Source organism: Dyadobacter sp. UC 10, from assembly GCF_008369915.1.
Lineage (GTDB): Bacteria > Bacteroidota > Bacteroidia > Cytophagales > Spirosomataceae > Dyadobacter.
The window spans coordinates 64,740-81,026 of the sequence record NZ_VSRN01000001.1 but is presented as its reverse complement, the minus strand read 5'-3'; the positions used below and the strand labels follow the sequence as shown (position 1 = coordinate 81,026).

The 16,287-nt window shown below is 44.1% G+C and carries 12 protein-coding genes; 10 read left to right on the top strand and 2 right to left on the bottom strand.

The features are described from left to right. Positions 1–39 precede the first annotated feature (39 nt). The 4 genes from FXO21_RS00275 (at position 40) to FXO21_RS00260 (ending at position 4,242) form a co-directional block, all read left to right on the top strand. On the top strand, positions 40–2,043 hold the full coding sequence (locus FXO21_RS00275) for a T9SS type A sorting domain-containing protein (protein ID WP_149638219.1): 2,004 nt from the start codon (positions 40–42) through the stop codon (positions 2,041–2,043). 81 nt (positions 2,044–2,124) lie between these two features. Further along, the gene (gene mnmE / locus FXO21_RS00270) at positions 2,125–3,492 is read left to right on the top strand and encodes a tRNA uridine-5-carboxymethylaminomethyl(34) synthesis GTPase MnmE (protein WP_149638218.1); all 1,368 of its coding nucleotides are present in this window, start codon (positions 2,125–2,127) and stop codon (positions 3,490–3,492) included. Between the two features lie 28 nt (positions 3,493–3,520). Beyond that, positions 3,521–3,943 (top strand): nucleotidyltransferase substrate binding protein, encoded by a 423-nt coding sequence (locus tag FXO21_RS00265; RefSeq protein WP_149638217.1) that lies wholly within the window; start codon positions 3,521–3,523, stop codon positions 3,941–3,943. Further along, positions 3,943–4,242 carry a nucleotidyltransferase domain-containing protein gene (locus FXO21_RS00260; protein ID WP_149638216.1) on the top strand — a complete coding sequence of 100 codons (300 nt, stop codon included), beginning with the start codon at positions 3,943–3,945 and terminating at the stop codon, positions 4,240–4,242. Before FXO21_RS00265 ends, FXO21_RS00260 begins: the two co-directional genes overlap by 1 nt. A gap of 105 nt (positions 4,243–4,347) precedes the next feature. Here FXO21_RS00260 and FXO21_RS00255 read toward each other — a convergent pair whose 3' ends face one another. After that, positions 4,348–6,045, bottom strand: a complete 1,698-nt coding sequence (locus FXO21_RS00255) for a DUF6119 family protein (RefSeq protein ID WP_149638215.1) — start codon at positions 6,043–6,045, stop codon at positions 4,348–4,350. A 450-nt stretch (positions 6,046–6,495) separates the two neighbouring features. Between FXO21_RS00255 and FXO21_RS00250 the strand changes: the two genes are divergently transcribed. From FXO21_RS00250 to FXO21_RS00240, 3 genes are all read left to right on the top strand, one after another. Continuing rightward, positions 6,496–6,783, top strand: coding sequence for a hypothetical protein (locus FXO21_RS00250; protein ID WP_149638214.1), 288 nt, complete (start codon positions 6,496–6,498; stop codon positions 6,781–6,783). Positions 6,784–7,100: 317 nt separating this feature from the next. Further along, on the top strand, positions 7,101–7,442 hold the full coding sequence (locus tag FXO21_RS00245) for a P-loop NTPase family protein (protein ID WP_149638213.1): 342 nt from the start codon (positions 7,101–7,103) through the stop codon (positions 7,440–7,442). A gap of 30 nt (positions 7,443–7,472) precedes the next feature. Beyond that, positions 7,473–7,970, top strand: coding sequence for an ATP-binding protein (locus FXO21_RS00240; RefSeq protein WP_149638212.1), 498 nt, complete (start codon positions 7,473–7,475; stop codon positions 7,968–7,970). A 92-nt stretch (positions 7,971–8,062) separates the two neighbouring features. Here FXO21_RS00240 and FXO21_RS00235 read toward each other — a convergent pair whose 3' ends face one another. Further along, positions 8,063–10,420 (bottom strand): ABC transporter permease, encoded by a 2,358-nt coding sequence (locus tag FXO21_RS00235; protein ID WP_149638211.1) that lies wholly within the window; start codon positions 10,418–10,420, stop codon positions 8,063–8,065. 424 nt (positions 10,421–10,844) lie between these two features. Between FXO21_RS00235 and FXO21_RS00230 the strand changes: the two genes are divergently transcribed. The 3 genes from FXO21_RS00230 to FXO21_RS00220 all read left to right on the top strand — a co-directional run bounded on the left by FXO21_RS00230 (position 10,845) and on the right by FXO21_RS00220 (position 16,276). Further along, positions 10,845–11,456, top strand: coding sequence for an RNA polymerase sigma factor (locus FXO21_RS00230; protein WP_192579121.1), 612 nt, complete (start codon positions 10,845–10,847; stop codon positions 11,454–11,456). Between the two features lie 78 nt (positions 11,457–11,534). After that, entirely contained in the window at positions 11,535–12,599 is a 1,065-nt protein-coding gene (locus tag FXO21_RS00225) for a FecR family protein (protein ID WP_149638209.1), read from the top strand. Positions 12,600–12,799: 200 nt separating this feature from the next. After that, positions 12,800–16,276: a TonB-dependent receptor gene (locus FXO21_RS00220; RefSeq protein ID WP_149638208.1), complete on the top strand. Its 3,477-nt coding sequence runs from the start codon at positions 12,800–12,802 to the stop codon at positions 16,274–16,276. Positions 16,277–16,287: the final 11 nt, after the last annotated feature.

Below are 16,287 nucleotides of genomic sequence, written 5' to 3'. Positions count from 1 at the left end.
TAAGTTTGTTAAGCACCTCAACTAAAATGACCAGCGTTCATGAAAAAAGCTTTACTATTTGTAATTGTCCTTATATTCTTCCAGGGTGTTACGCCATCGGCTGCCGAAAAAATCCAGATGGTCAATTTCAGTTCTTTGCCTGCGAGTATGCAGCTTTTCGCCCGAAATGACAGTAATGAAGCTGAAATTGTAATAGCAGGCAATGTAGAGTCGGCGGGATACGCCTACATTTCGGTGGTGAAGAGCAGGAACGGGGCCAGGACGGGCTATCACAAAAGCGCGCTCAAATACGCTGGCGAAGTTGCGTCGTTCGATATCAAGTCGACCATTAAATCGGAACTTGCAGAATATGCATTTGAAATTTATGCCTGTAAAAGCGCCACAGATTCTATACTGGTTGTAAAACGTGAAAATGTGGTCGCAGGTGATTTTTACATGATTTACGGGCAGTCGAATGCAGTTGCCTGGGAAGTGGATTATACCTATCGTAATGAATATTGCCGGTCGTTTGGTACCGGTCCGCAAGGTAACGGATGGGGGTTATCCAACGATTTGAGCCCGCGTGTCGGTATTTTTGGGATTGAATTTCAGAAGCGGGTGTCCGAGAAATTCGGTGTTCCTAGCTGTCTGATCAATGGAGCACTCGCCGGTGCTTCCCTTGCCCAGCTCATCGAGCGCAACCCTGCCGATCATGCTGATGCTTCCAAACCCTACGGCGTACTGCTGAACTATGCAATCCAATCCGGTCTTTTGCCCGCGTTGAAAGGAATTTTTTACTGGCAGGGTGAAAACGAAGCCGCCTCACCCGATCCGCTTTCCTGGGCGCCACGTTTTGAACAAATGGTAAACAACTGGAAAGAGGATTATCCGATGGTTGAAAAGATATATGTATTCCAGCTTCCGCTATTCGGCGGAGGCGGTTACGACGACCGCATTGGCCAATTCCGGGAAGACCAGCGGCTGCTGGGCGAAAAATATCCGGTTATCCAACCATACGCCGCATTAGGCGCGGTAGGGTGGAACGGTTTTCACTACGGACTGGAAGGATATCTGCAGCTAGGCCGGGACCTGGCGGATATGGCCGGTTACTATCATTATGGACAGAAAGAAAAAATCACATCCCCCAGCCTGAAAAAGGCATATTATTCAACCAAAGATTCCACAGAAATAACGATGGTTTTTGAAGATTACCAGAAAATGGTGTATCCCAACGACACATTGAACACTAACATCGAAGGCAGCCAGGAGCCGGTCTCCAACTATTCGGTCAAAGACTTTTTTTATCTCAATAAGGAATGGCAAAAGCTTAAATCGGGCAGGGCGGAGGCGAACAGGATCATCGTGGAAAAGAAAACCGCAGGCCCCGATTCGCTGATCAAGTACCTGCCTTCCAAATACCACTACGCCGGTTTGCTTTCAGCTCCGTGGGTTTACATTGGGCCTTTTTTGCGGAATGATAAAGGTTTCAGGGCATTTGCATTTCACCACAACAAAATCTATCCGTTCCCCGACCTGGGCACGATCAAGCTGACGGCCCGGGACGAGGTAGGTAGTGTAATCCTGAGCTGGAACGAGCTGCCAGGGGCGACGGGCTACATACTGGAAAGATTCGGCGGACCGGATTCTGCCGGCTCGCACGAAATCCTGCATTTACCGCTGCAAGCCACTTATGCAGACAAGTCGGCCAGGCAGGGAGTGGAGTACACTTACTCGATCCGCGCGACCACAGCGCATGCGGAATCTGCGATAACCAGCATCCGGCACAAAAAGCTAAGCGAGGATGTACTCGGCACGGAAACGCTTGCTGCCGGAAATTTCGATGTGTTCCCTAATCCGGCTATGCATGAAGTAAATGTGGTATCTGCCAAAAATAAAATACAGCTGCTGGAAGTGTTCTCGACTTCGGGCGCCAAGCTCGGCGAGAAACGATATAACCAGCAGGATTGGGCCGTATTTGCTTTAAACGGCATTTCGGCAGGCTATTACCTGATGCGGATCCATACGAATGCAGGCGTTGTAACCAAGCGGATCATGGTCAGGTAGTTGCAAGATCCTGCTGAGCATTACCCGGGATAAAGGCAGCAGAACTTTGCCCGGTCGTGGATTAAGTCACATATTTGCAGGATGGATACTGTAAAAATTCACCAGCAGGAAGTTATTTGCGCGTTGGCAACCCCGTCGGGAGTTGGAGCGATTGCAGTGATCAGGGTTTCTGGATCAGGCAGCATTGAAATGGTCAGCCGTATTTTTAAAGGCAAAAATTTGACCGAAGTCCCATCGCATACCGTGCATTTCGGCACCATTCGCGCAAATGGCGAGATTGTTGACGAAGTGCTGGCGACAGTTTTTAAAAGTCCCAAATCTTTTACCAAAGAAGATTCCGTGGAGATATCCTGCCACGGCTCAAACTATATAATAGGACAGATTCTCCGCTCCCTGATTTTCGAGGGCGCCCGCATTGCCGCGCCCGGTGAATTTACCCAGCGCGCATTCCTGAACGGACAGTTTGACCTCGTACAAGCCGAAGCCGTCGCGGATCTGATCGCGGCCGACTCACACGCAAGTCACAAAACGGCACTGAACCAATTGAGAGGAGGTTTCTCCAAAAAACTGACCGCGTTACGTGCCGAGCTGATCCATTTCGCCTCCATGATCGAGCTGGAACTGGATTTCGGCGAGGAAGACGTGGAGTTTGCACAAAGGGACGATTTGCGCAAATTGATTGACGCGCTGCAACAGAATATCGAACCGCTGATCAGCTCATTTCATTACGGAAATGCGATCAAAGAAGGTATCCCAGTCGCGATTATCGGCTCCCCGAATGTCGGAAAATCGACGCTTTTGAATGCGCTTTTAAATGAAGAGAAAGCGATCGTCACCAGCATTGCCGGCACCACTCGTGATGTTATTGAAGATACGATGGTTCTGGAAGGACTGAAATTTCGGTTCATCGACACCGCAGGCATTCGCCAGACCTCCGACGTGGTCGAATCCATTGGTATTGAACGTTCCAAAAGCGCAATGGAAAAGGCCGACGTTATCATTTTTCTTTTCGACAGCAAAGAAACGCTCACCGACAACCAGGAACTTGCAAGTCAGCTCCCGCCGGAAAAACCCCGGTTTTTTGTGCTCAATAAAGCCGACATTAATCCCGATCTGGCTGACGAATTATCCGCAGCAAATCCGGACTTCAAAATCATTTCCGCCCAAACCCAGGCCGGTCTGCCAGCATTGACCAGCAGCCTGATCGATTTGGTAAAAGGCCACACGCCGGCAGATACGGTCATCAACAACTTCCGCCACTACGAGCATCTGGTAAAAACCCAGAATTCTCTCACCGACGTTCTGAATGGACTTTCACTCGGCGTCACCGGCGATTTTCTGGCGCAGGATATCCGGCTGGCATTACATCATTTGGGGGAGATTACGGGGACGATTGTGACGGATGACTTGCTTGAGAATATTTTTAGGAAGTTTTGTATCGGAAAGTAAATGTTGAAATTGGCACAAAATCGAAACTGTGATCGAGCAGGATATCCGTTGGGAACGGCGCTTTGAAAATTATAAAAAGGCACTTAAAAAGTTAGGCGAAGCTGTGAAGCTCGATGCCGAACGGTCATTGAGTGAACTCGAAAGGCAAGGGATCATACAAGCATTCAAATACACGCACGAGCTGGCCTGGAAAGTAATGCAGGATTTCTTTGTCTATCAGGGCAATACTGAAATCCGAGGGTCAAGGGATGCGACACGACAGGCTTTTAGTACTGATTTGATCGCAGATGGAGAGAGTTGGATGGAAATGGTCAAAAACAGAAATCTTACCAGCCACACTTATAACGAAGAAATCTCCGAAGAAATTTACACAAACATTGTTGACCGGTTTTACCCGTTATTTATGAAGTTTCAGGAAACGATGGAGCGTATTAAATTTCGACATGACTAATGCACGGATTATCAGAAAAAACCGTCAGTAGCATTCAGGGGGTGTTTGCCAAGCATCCAGAAATAGAGCAAGCCATTCTATACGGATCGCGTGCGAAAGGGAATTACCGAAACGGCTCCGATATTGATCTTGTTTTGGTAGGGTCGGGGCTCGACCTACCTCAGTTGTTTAAAATTGAATTGGAACTGGATGATCTGATGCTTCCCTATAAAATCGACCTCTCTGCTTATCACAAAATTGAAAATCAGGAACTCATTGAGCATATTGATCGGGTGGGGGTGGTTTTTTTCAATGTATAAACTAGACCGAGATATCGCTTATCGGGAGGATTGTAGATTCATTGTTTGCATTGAATACTGTCATGCACTAAACGGCCGGCCACAGGTAAAATGTTTCGTCGATATTTATGATCGACGAATTTGACAAAACAGCAAATCATAATAATTTGAGCGCATATCACTTGAACATTGAATTAGTGAAAATCGAGCTATGTTTGAATCAAATTTATCAATTGATTCCTCAACTAGAAGATCGTCATTTAAATGTGAAGCAAATGCCATTATAAAACTGATTCGCTTTTTGAACAAGTCTAAAAATTGTTCTTCGCTTAGCCTATTTACGGAACGGTCCTTTTCTATGAGTTTATTATATATTTTTCGTAGAATAGATTTGTCCTCACTTCCAATTGCGTCCTTCAACCTTCTCGCCGCAATCGTAATTTGATTATTTAATTCTCTGATCTGCGACGTAAATCCATACTTTACGTGTATTAAATAAATGTTGACTTCGTCATAGTATATTAGATCGCAAAGTTCTACCCCGTCCACTATTATAGTGTCAATAACAATATAATTTTCGGCACCATTATACAAAAAGTTGTAGTTGCCTTCCCGAGATATATTTACCTTGTCCCAAGGCTTATGCAAAATTAATGGTGGTGCTTTGTAAGTTGTTAGTAGTTGCAAGGTGCTGTTTCTTAAATCATGGATGAAGGTGGGTCGAAGATGGTACCATTTAGTATCAACAAGAAACACAGGTTTATTTTTATAGGTAAATTCCGAAGAAATATGGAACAAGAAGCTAGAGGATACGCTTGTCTTATGATTCTTAATGCAGGTAACTCTAACACCTTGTAGATAGACCATAAATTTAAATCTGTCACTTTCTCCGTGTAAGTCAACAGCTCGTTTGAGAACGGTGTCGTATATGTCACCACGATCATATAACTCGTCGAATGTGGTGTAGCCATTTCTGGGGGTTTTCTCCTTTAACTTATAGGAATCTGCTTCGTAGAATTTTTCAATATTATTAGGATTGCAGAAATCATGCTCAAATTTGTATACAGTTGGATTGTTGCGCTTATATAATCCTCCTATATCATTAAAGATTCTAGTTATAAATTCAGGGTATAGCTCTTCGTTAATTAATTTTTGATCTTGGATCTCTTTATAGGAGCTTAAATAATCTGACGCTGCAAGTTCAGAAATGGTAGTTAATTCGAGTATTACCATGTGTAGAATTTCAAAATCAATTTCTTTCTTTATTTTAAATCCTTTGCCAACAGAAACTTGTATTCTCTCATTTTTTTTGCTTTTCACAAAGTGGAAATGCAAGTCAGAGATTTCCTGGCTTAATTTAATATGTATTTCTTCCGGGATCTTGCCAAATTTGACAAAATCAATAATTCTATAATTATTACGAAATTGCTCCTTAATTCCAGCACGGTGGCCAGTAATGCCCCGTGATTTTATGGAGGCAAGTTCATCAACTTCCGGCTTCATTATTCTCGCGTATGTATTAAGACCAAATGCGTGATCCATGAACGGGATAATTAGTCTATAGGCATGACCTCCTACTACGCAATAAATGCTATTATCAACTTCTGCGAAGAGTAAGAGGGATAATTGTTGCTGTCTGAAATTGGCATGCTCGATTAATTGCTCAGGAAGAAATTTTTGCCAGTCGGAAAGAGTCTCATCCGTGTTATACAGATATAGGTAATAAGTAACATTGCCTTTGACAAATGATGTAAATTCGGGTGACTTGATTTTTACCTTTAATTCAGGACGTTCATTGTATGTTGCAACAATCACTTTGAGCATTGACACTGTTGTAGTACAGTTGACAAATTTTCTATGGTCTTTGTCGATTCGGTAAATGTTGGGATTTAGTGTCATCTTAACTGTGGAGGATGTTTATGGTCAATGAACATAAGCCATAAGTTAATCATAATCTACTTTAGACGACTAGAATAAAGTGTTGTTTGTCAAAGCATAGCTTGGTACTGCAATTTTGTAAAAGTGGGCTCGTAGCCTGCCACCTTGATTCCAGTATCTTCCATCACCGTTAGTTCATTCCCTCGCCGTCCATCAGAACTTTCCACTATATTTGCCCCGCAAACTTTGAAAAATAAATATAGAGCTAATGTTAAAAACTGGGGAAAAATGGCCTTGGAGGGGCATACGGGTGCAAGTCCCGAAACCTATCAAAGTTAGCTCTTTGACGAAGTTTGCGGTGACCTCTCCTTATTTATTCACACTTATCCATTTTTTATGCAAACTTCGAATGGTTCTGGTGTTGGCTCGAATGAACGTTCAGTCAATGCAGCGATTGATGCACGTCACGCATCAGATGTCAGCAAGCCGTTAACGGAGTCACAAGCCGAGTTTTGGTACCTCGTTGAATGTCAGGGATGTAATGAATTGGCGCATTCTCTTAGGACAATCCACGATCTTGCTCTTTATCATTCGGACGTTCCGTTTGATATAGCCGAAAAGTCGGCTTTGTATGATCTGAAAGTGCTTTGGGAGGGTTTTGAGAAAATGGGACAAAAAGCATGAGATTTTAAGGACTGTCGCCAGGCAGTCCTTTTTCAATTCTTACTACGCTCTTCCAAGACTTCGCGGTGATTCAGGACGAATTGTCATCTCTTTCCATAATGGAAATTAATGGTCAGAAAACGCTGACGAGCAGATCGTATATTAGAATACGTCACCGATATTATCAGAGGTCGAAAATGGAACCAAGGCGCGTGCATCTATCCGGGGCTCTGAACAATCGGCTCCCTCCATCAGGAGCATCGCCGAGTCGAATGGTCAGATCCGGATCAGCTGGATGCCATTTAAAGTCAAATTGTAAAATCTGAATTTTCTAAAACATGAGTCGTATTATTGAATTTACCCTGCAATCGAAAGGCGGGGTAGGGAAGAGCCTTCATACCTATTGCCGGGCTTTATCTGTTCCGGAAGAGCATTCACTGTTTGTCGATGTGGATAGCTCGACGCAGACTTCCACAAGGCAACTAAAATTTCTCGGCCCGGAAAGGCTGGAAACCATTTTACTCTTAGATGCACGTGATGTACTTGTGCGAGACAAGTTCCTGGGCTATATGGAAAGTCTCGCGGAAAGCAATTTTGAGCGTATCTACATGGACTTCGTGACGCCGGAGTCTGAGCAAATTCCGGCACTTATCCAGCGGGACATTCCGTTTAAGGAGTAGCAGTGGGCCGGACATCAGCTAGCGAAATGAATGAGCAAACTAGGCGCAGGCTTCTCTTCCCAATTTGTTCTTCCTAATGCCGAAAGTGTTCCTATGAAACCGAACATCAGCAAGCTAAGTGAAACGCTGAATACGAGTCGGGCACTCGTAGTGGAGTATATGCATTATCTGGAAGAGTTGGGCATATTGATGTTGTTGCACCGGGATAGCTTCGGCATTACCAGATTGCAGAAACCCGACAAGGTGTATCTCAGTCATCCGAACCTTCAATTCGCATTGCATCAGAGTCGTCCGGATATTGGAACATTGCGTGAAAGCTTTTTCCTGAGCCAGGTTCGGCCCCTGCATAAAGTTGAGTACATGGAGAAGGGAGACTTCAAACTGGATAGAAAGGTGACTGTTGAAGTCGGGGGCGCGAATAAGACCGGGCAACAGCTCGCAGGTGTTGATGCTTATGTAGCTGCTGATGGGCTTGAAGTGGGATATGGAAATAAGATTCCACTCTGGATGTTTGGACTGTTGTATTGATTTTCTCCTTGCCCGTTCTGTTTTGCGTATGAGCTGCGCCACGGATTTTCGATTCGTCCATTCTTACTGCATTGTTTTAGCTATCTGCATAGTCAGTCTGCTTTCAACGTGTGAACAGGATTGGCCAGCGCTGCTTTTATGCTTCGAAAGCTGACCGTAACCAGGGCGACTGTAAGGCAAACAAGCCCGGCTAGCAGGCATGCCCACCAGCTTATCTCAGTGTGGTAAGCAAACCTGTCGAGCCACTGGTTCAGAGCGTAAAAGGCAACCGGACTTGCCAGTAGAATTGCCAGCATCACGATAAAGAGATAGTCTTTAATTAATAATGCCACGATGCCCGGGACTGAAGCACCGAGGACTTTCCTAATGCCTATTTCCTTTATTCGCAGGCCGGTCGAAAATGTAACCAGACTTAGCAAGCCCAGGCACGATACGAAAACGGTCAGGAACGCAAAGATGTTAAACAGTGTCATCATCACGTCGTCCCTTCTGAATTGAGCTTCAAAAACACTGTCCAAAAACTTATATTCAAATGGGAAATCAGGATAGTGGTTTTTCCAGGCGCTTTCAATCGAGGCAAGGTTTTCCGGGTTCGTTTTTAGCATAAGGGATGCGGCAGGAGAAGTGTTGTAAACCATCACCAAAGGTTCTACCGGGCTGTGCACCGACTTGTAATTAAAGTCTTTGACCACACCGATCACTTCTCCCTTATGGCGGAAACCTTCCATCGCCTGACCAACCGGGTTTTTCCAACCGGACATTTTTACAAAAGCTTCGTTGACGATGAAGCCGCCATTTTTGTCCGAAACACGGTTTGAGGATATGTTCCTGCCCTGCAATAATTTAATATTCAGAGTGGGAATGAAATATTCATCAATAAAGAAATAGGTGCTGATGACTTCTTTTCTCAAACCATTGGATTTGAAGATAGTTGTGGCAGCCGGATATGTAGCGTCCACCTGCATTACATCGGTGCCAACCGTGACCCGCTGTACGTTGCTTTGCTGGCGCAAAATTGTCGCAAAAGCATTCAATTTAGAGCGTGCAACAGAATCGTCTGGCGCTTGTATTGCTACCACCTGCTCTTTGTCAAAACCCGGATTGTGATTTCTTAAGAACTTCATTTGCTGATGAATAACTACAACTCCAAACACCATGACCACGGCAAGTGAAAACTGGAAAAGTGTAATGCCTTTTCTAAGCCAGATAGAATTCCCGTTCGTTGTTAGTGTACCTTTTAAAGCTTGGACCGGTTTGAAAGCTGACAACATCAAAGACGGGTAGATCCCGGCAAGAACGGTAATCACCAGCAGGCTCAGCGCAGCGACAGCAAGGATATTACTCCATTCCACAATCATGTTTATTTGAAGCAGCCTGTTTAAGAAGGGGATTGAAATATTAAGGATCAGCGCACCAAGTATCACTGATAATGTGGTGACGATAAATGACTCGAAAAGAAACTGGAAAATCAACTGGCCACGCCTAGCACCATTTGCCTTTCTGATACCCACTTCCCGCGTTCTTTCGATAGCTGTGGAGGTAAGCAGATTGATGTAGTTCAAAACGGCGATGATGAGCACAAATAAGGCCAGGAATGAAAACAGGTAACCATACTGCTTATTTCCTTTTGGCGTATCGCCCATTTTCCCGGTCTGATAATGGACATCCTTCAGTGCCTCAGTTTCAAAAATAAGCTTATATCCGTCCGCGCCCTGTGCTTTAAGCTCGGGTTGAATGTATCGCTGGCTCAGGGCCAGAAGCTTTTTATCAAAGGATTTTAAATCAGGTATTTGTGCGAAAAGCGCGAATGTGTAGACCGGGAAATCGTCCGTCAGCCAGTCCCTGGTATCTAAAAAGTCACGCGACAACATCACTGATATTTTCAAATCGGAATTGGACGGCAGGTCAGCAATGACACCGGTAATTTCATAAGGCGTTTTATTAATCTGAATGATCTGTCCCAATGCGGGCGCTTTACCAAAATATTTTTCCGCAAATGTTTGGGTTATGACTGCTGTATTCGGTCTTATTAAAGCGTGCGTAAAATTTCCTTCCAGAAAGTCAAACGTAAATATCTCAAAGACAGATTGTTCGGAAAAGTAAACGTTTGGCTCGTTTTGCAACAACTGGTTGTGTTTCACAGCCGCCTCTGTGATTTGGAGGCGCACCGTCTGTTCTATTTCACGGTAATCTTTATTTAAAAAGGAGGCCAGCAAAACAGGGGTATTAGCGATTAACATCGGTTTATCAGGCGTCTCAAACTTCGATGTAATCCGTACAATCCTATCCGACTTGTCGTGATGATGATCGTAGGTAAATTCATGTTTTACAAAAAACACAATAGTCAGGCAAACAGCCAGTCCGAGTGCCAGTCCACCGACATTGAGCGCGGCGTAAAATTTCCTGCGCCGAATATTTCTGAGTGCAATTTTTAAATAATCGTTTAGCATAGTCAACGCAGATTTGTTAGTAAGGCTACCATGCAGACCAATACTCCATTCCAGCCAGAATTGTTGATAACAGGCATCGCTTTCCTGATCGGCTGGTGCCGATCGAGCATATACGCAAGCTGACGCATATGTTTAAAAAAGACGCAGCAGATAGCATTGGCTATAATCAATTGCCTACACGCATACACGGATATAGATTTTATTTTAAAAGTGCGTCGTGTATGTTTCCACCAAACCAGAAGGGTCCGACACTGTCTCTCGGTGAAGCATGGACAATTATAAATTTTTTCCAAGTTTGTATCGAAATATGGTAAGTGAGGGAAACCGCTTATGTTGCAGGTATTATTCAGAGACGAACCAGTTAGGATTAACAGATCCTCGACATAAGGACGGCACAAGAGATTATTTAAATAGTGTTTTTCAAATGGATGAAGAGGCAAAATTATGGCGGAGATTTTTAGAAGGGGACCGGACCGTGTTCGATTTTCTGGTTCAAACTTACTACACTTCGCTGTTCGATTATAGTTTGAAATTCACCTCCGACCGGAATAAAGCCAAAGATCATGTTCATGACCTTTTTACAACATTATGGGAAAGGCGCGCTCATTTAAGTCCTGTTGATCACATCAAGCCGTATCTGTTGAAAAGTATACGCAATAATATTTTCAAAGAATTCAACCGCTCCGGGGTTTTTCAGAATATCAGTGACTACGAAGATGAGATTGTTCAGGATGAATCGATGGAGATGAGGATGATCTCGGAAGAATCCGTTATTGAAAGACAGCGTAAAGTCAATTTTATTCTAAGTCAGCTTACCCGCAGACAAAGAGAGATAATCCACCTGAAATTTTACGAAGGCTTGTCCAACGAACAGATAGCCGACATTTTGTTCATCTCCAGAGGTGCCGTAGCCAATCTTTTGCATCAATCTCTGAAGCTTGTAAAACAGAAATGGGAGCTGCTGAATATTGCGCTGAGTGCTTTCTTGTATTTTGCTGATTATGAGATTGTTATTTCAATTTTCAGAAATAATTAAAAAAAATCTTTCTTTTTTCCATTATCCTGAGGCCGGTTTCAGATTATGTTTTCGTAGGGTTAAAAATTTGATGTTTCTATGAGAAAATTTAACAATTCCAATCTTGAAGATTTTCTTTTAGATGATGAATTCAGACATGGTGTCTGGGAAAACGAAAAAGGGAACGCCATGTATTGGAATGAAATTACATCTTCGAACCCCGACAAAGTCAATGTCATGAACCAGGCCCGTGAGTTGCTGCTCCTTTTAGGGCCACAGGTCTCGTCACTTACCAGGCAGGAGCTGGATTCGGGAATTGCAGCAATTTTATCAGCTGATAAGGTTCGGGAAAACAGGTTCGTACTTCGAAAATTGCACTGGTTAGCTATTGCCGCGTCGGTGATGTTGATACTGGGGATTATCGTGTACCGATCAAAAACCGAACAGAACAGATATTCTTATAAAGAAACAATATCCAAAGTTTCTTTGCCTCTTACAGAAGTAACAAATGAAACCGGGGATACAAAATTGGTGAACCTGCCGGATGGAAGCACCGTCAGATTATCACCTTCCAGCCGGATCAGTTATACCGTTCCATTTATTCAAAATAAAAAAAGAGAAATATACCTGATGGGCGAGGCTTATTTCGACATTCATAAAGATATCGCTAACCCACTATACGTTTACACAAATGGTTTGCTGACCAGGGTTGTCGGCACAAGTTTCCTGATCAAAACAAGTAAAAGCGAGGTAAAGGTTTTGGTGCGTACAGGAAAGGTTGCTGTAATACCTATTAAAGACATAGAAACGCAGGGGAAAAAGAATACTGAAATATTGCTTACCCCTAATCAGCTGGCCTTATTTTCCACAAAGGACCATGTGGTTTCGAAAACGATTACCTCTGCTCCTTTGGAAATTGCAAATACCAGGGCCGATATCTCTCATTTTGAAAACCAGCCGGTGATCGAAGTCTTTTCGGCATTGGAAAAGGCATACGGAATTCCCTTTGTTTATGATCGCAGGGTGATGGCAAAGTGCTCGCTCCGCGCCGAGTTTACCAATGAATCGTTCTTTGCAAAACTCGATATTATTACCCGGACAATAGGCGCAAACTATGAAATAAACGACGGGAAAATCATTGTCTCAGGCAAAGGATGCAACTAATAATATAACTGATTATTGAACCTTAACACCACCGGAACCATATGATAAAACCTTAACGTCTTTCGCAAAAAATAGACCGGTAACGGTTCCAGCGTTACCGGTCTTGTACTCCTCACCATTTTAAGCGTGACTTAAAGGTTCTCTTTCGGGAATCATGGGAGGGCTTTGCTGTTCGTGTACACCAAAAACAATGTGAAATTATGAAAAAAAAACATTTACAATTAAAAAATCTGGCAACAGTGATAAAGGTTACATGCATTCCATTCCTTATTTCACTCGTTTTTACAAGCCTGTCATTTGCGGGTAATGGCCTGGCCCAGGAACTCCTGAAACGAGAGGTAAGCATTGAGGCTAACGAGCAACAACTCAGACATGTGCTGGCAAGCATCGAGAAATCGACCAACGTCAAATTCACCTACGTGCCTTCTCTGGTTGATAATCAGAGAGTAAGTATTTCTGCATCCAAACAGACACTCGATAACCTGCTTGCCAAACTGCTGCACCCCCTGGATATTCAATATTCCGTTTCGGGCAATCACATTATCCTGACTAAAAAACCGGAAACTGTAACGGATGAAGAAAAGATACAAGGTTTTGCCGAGCCAGTGCCGGACGAAAATGCAGTGGACGTGACCTTAACGGGAAAAGTATTGACGGCTGATTCAAATGATCCGTTACCCGGGGTTAGCGTGGTGGTAAAAGGGACGTCGATCGGAACGACCAGCAATGAAAAAGGGGATTTTCAGGTTTCCGTTCCCAATGATTTGAAGGCTGTTTTGGTAATAAGCTACGTCGGCTATGAAACGCAGGAAATTACTGTGGGCAATAGTACCAATATCGAGATTTTACTCAAAGAGGATACAAAAGCTTTGGGAGAAGTAGTCGTAGTGGGCTATATGACGCAAAGAAAAGCAGACCTGACCGGATCTGTTGCCATGGTCACGGCGAAGGAAATCGAGAAAAATAGTTACTCGAATGTTATGCAGGGTTTGCAGGGCAGGCTCCCGGGCGTTTACGTCACTGGCGACGGAAGCCCTACCGGAAACGTGAATGTCCAGATCCGCGGATTAACCTCTATGCGATCTGCCCCGCCTTTAATCGTAATTGACGGTTTTCCTACAAACGTCAATCTGCGAGACATTAACCCCAACGACATTGCATCCATCCAGGTGCTGAAAGATGCTGCCTCTGCGAGTATTTACGGATCCAGAGCTGCAAGCGGGGTCATTCTTATTGAGACCAAAAAGGGAAAAATAGGGGAGACAAAAATTGCCTACAGCGGCAATGTCGGTGTATCCAGTTTTATGAACCGGGTACCTATGATGAATACGCAGCAGTTTGGTCAGGCATTCTGGCAGGCGGCTGTTAACGAAAACCAGGATCCCAACGCAGTAACGCAGATATATTCCTTCAAGTGGCATAAAAATGACCAGGGACGGCCGGTATTGGATGAGGTGACTCCGAGGGAATGGCTGAACGCTGACAAAACAATGAAAGCTGCTGATACGGACTGGTTTGACGCCGGATCGCAGTTGGGTTTACAAAACAACCATCAGGTAACATTGACCAATGGAAACAAGAATGTACGAAATATGTTTTCCGTCAATTATTACGAGAACCGCGGAACACAGATTCATACAGGATTGCGACGTATTTCACTGCGCCTGAATTCCGAGTACAGCCTGATCAACGATCGTTTGAGCGTAGGAGAGAATATTGCGGTTTCTACTTCGAAGATTAATGATCAGAACCACAGCCATTCCTTTCTGACCATGCCCCCGATCATCCCTGTTTACACGACAGACGGCGGCTGGGGAGGAACCGCCTACAATCTGGGTATGGATGATTACAACAATCCGGTCCGTATGCTCACACTGGGGAAAGACAATTTTACGACTACGAACAAAATTATCGGAAGTGTTTATGCCAATCTGAAATTATTCAAAAATCTATCCCTGAAAACATTATACGGACTTGATTACACAGGTAATAATTACCGGCATATCGAATTCACCTGGGTGGAAGGCGGTGGAAAACGCAATATTAATAATGGTGTAAGAAGCTATCAGGCCCAGAACATTACATCCACCTGGACAAATACATTAAACTACAACCTGAACACCAGGAACCATAATCTTGATTTCCTTGCCGGTATCGAAACTTCGAGATACACTTTTCAGGATATTAACGGCTTCCGCAGAAATCTGGAACTTGAAAACTACGATTATGGGTATCTGAGCTCTGCCACCGGAACGCAGGAAGTGAATGGTACCGGCGATGAATACACGCTGCTGTCTTATTTTTCAAAGTTCAACTACGTGTTCAAGGAAAAATATTTGCTTTCAGCAACATTGCGGTATGACGGCTCTTCGAAGTTTGGTATCAATAATCAATTCGGCTTCTTCCCTGCGGTTTCTGCGGGATGGCGTTTGAGTGATGAAGAGTTTCTTAAGAACATTCCGCTTATTTCTGATCTGAAATTCAGGGCAAGCTGGGGGATGAATGGAAACTCAAATATCCCGACCAATGCATTGGTCAACTTTTACGATGCCAGTTATAATGCTACAAGTTACGGACTCGCCGGAAACGAAACAGGTACGCTTTATTCAGGTTACAGAAGGCGCCATATTGGCAATTCGAATTTGAAATGGGAAGCAACACGGCAAACCAATTTCGGATTGGATTTTGGAGTACTCAATTCCAGGCTAACCGGATCTGTTGATTATTTTCATAAATACACCGAAGGAATGCTTTATGAACCTCCTTATCTGGCAGCGATCGGGGAAGGCGGTGCACAATGGATCAATGCTGCCAACATGACGAACCGGGGCGTGGAGCTTATTCTGACCTATGGCGACCGGTTTGAAAATGGCTTTGAATATGCCGTAACCGGTAATATGAGTACTTACAGAAATAAGGTCGATGATCTGCCAGAATCCGTAAAATTCACTTATGGAGGAAACGGGCTTGATGACGATATTCTCGGCAGGCCACTCAATTCAATTTACGGATTCGTAGCAGACGGTCTTTTCAAGTCGCAGGAAGAAGTTACGAGTTCGGCTGAACAGCAGGGAAAAGGCCTTGGCCGGATCAGGTATAAAGATCTGGACAACGATGGAAAAATCACCTGGGAGCATGATCGTACATGGATAGGTGTGAGTGATCCCAAATTTATGTACGGCGTTAATTTCGACTCTAAATTCAAAAACTTCGATTTTTCCATGTTTTGGCAGGGAATAGCAGGTAACACCGTGCGCAATGACTGGAAGTCTTACAGTGATTTCTGGAATGTGTGGACACAAAGCGGATTCAACCATCCAACGCGCCTGCTGGGTGCGTGGACACCCGAAAACCCGGATTCCGATATCCCGGCCCTGTCTCTTTACAATACCAATGATGAAAGAAGGGTATCCACCTACTTTACAGAATCCGGCTCTTATCTGAAACTGAGACATATTGAGCTAGGCTATAATTTTCCTGCCGGACTACTGTCCAGAGTTGGTATGAAGCAATTCAGGGTCTATGCCAATGCGCAGAATATAGTCAACCTGAAAAAATGGTGGGGAGCTGATAAATACACGGGCATTGATCCGGAGAACCCGACAAAAGCGGCGGAGTATTCCAGCCCGTATGTCAGGCCGCAGATATTCTTAATGGGTGTAAATGTTTCATTTTGAACACTAACGGA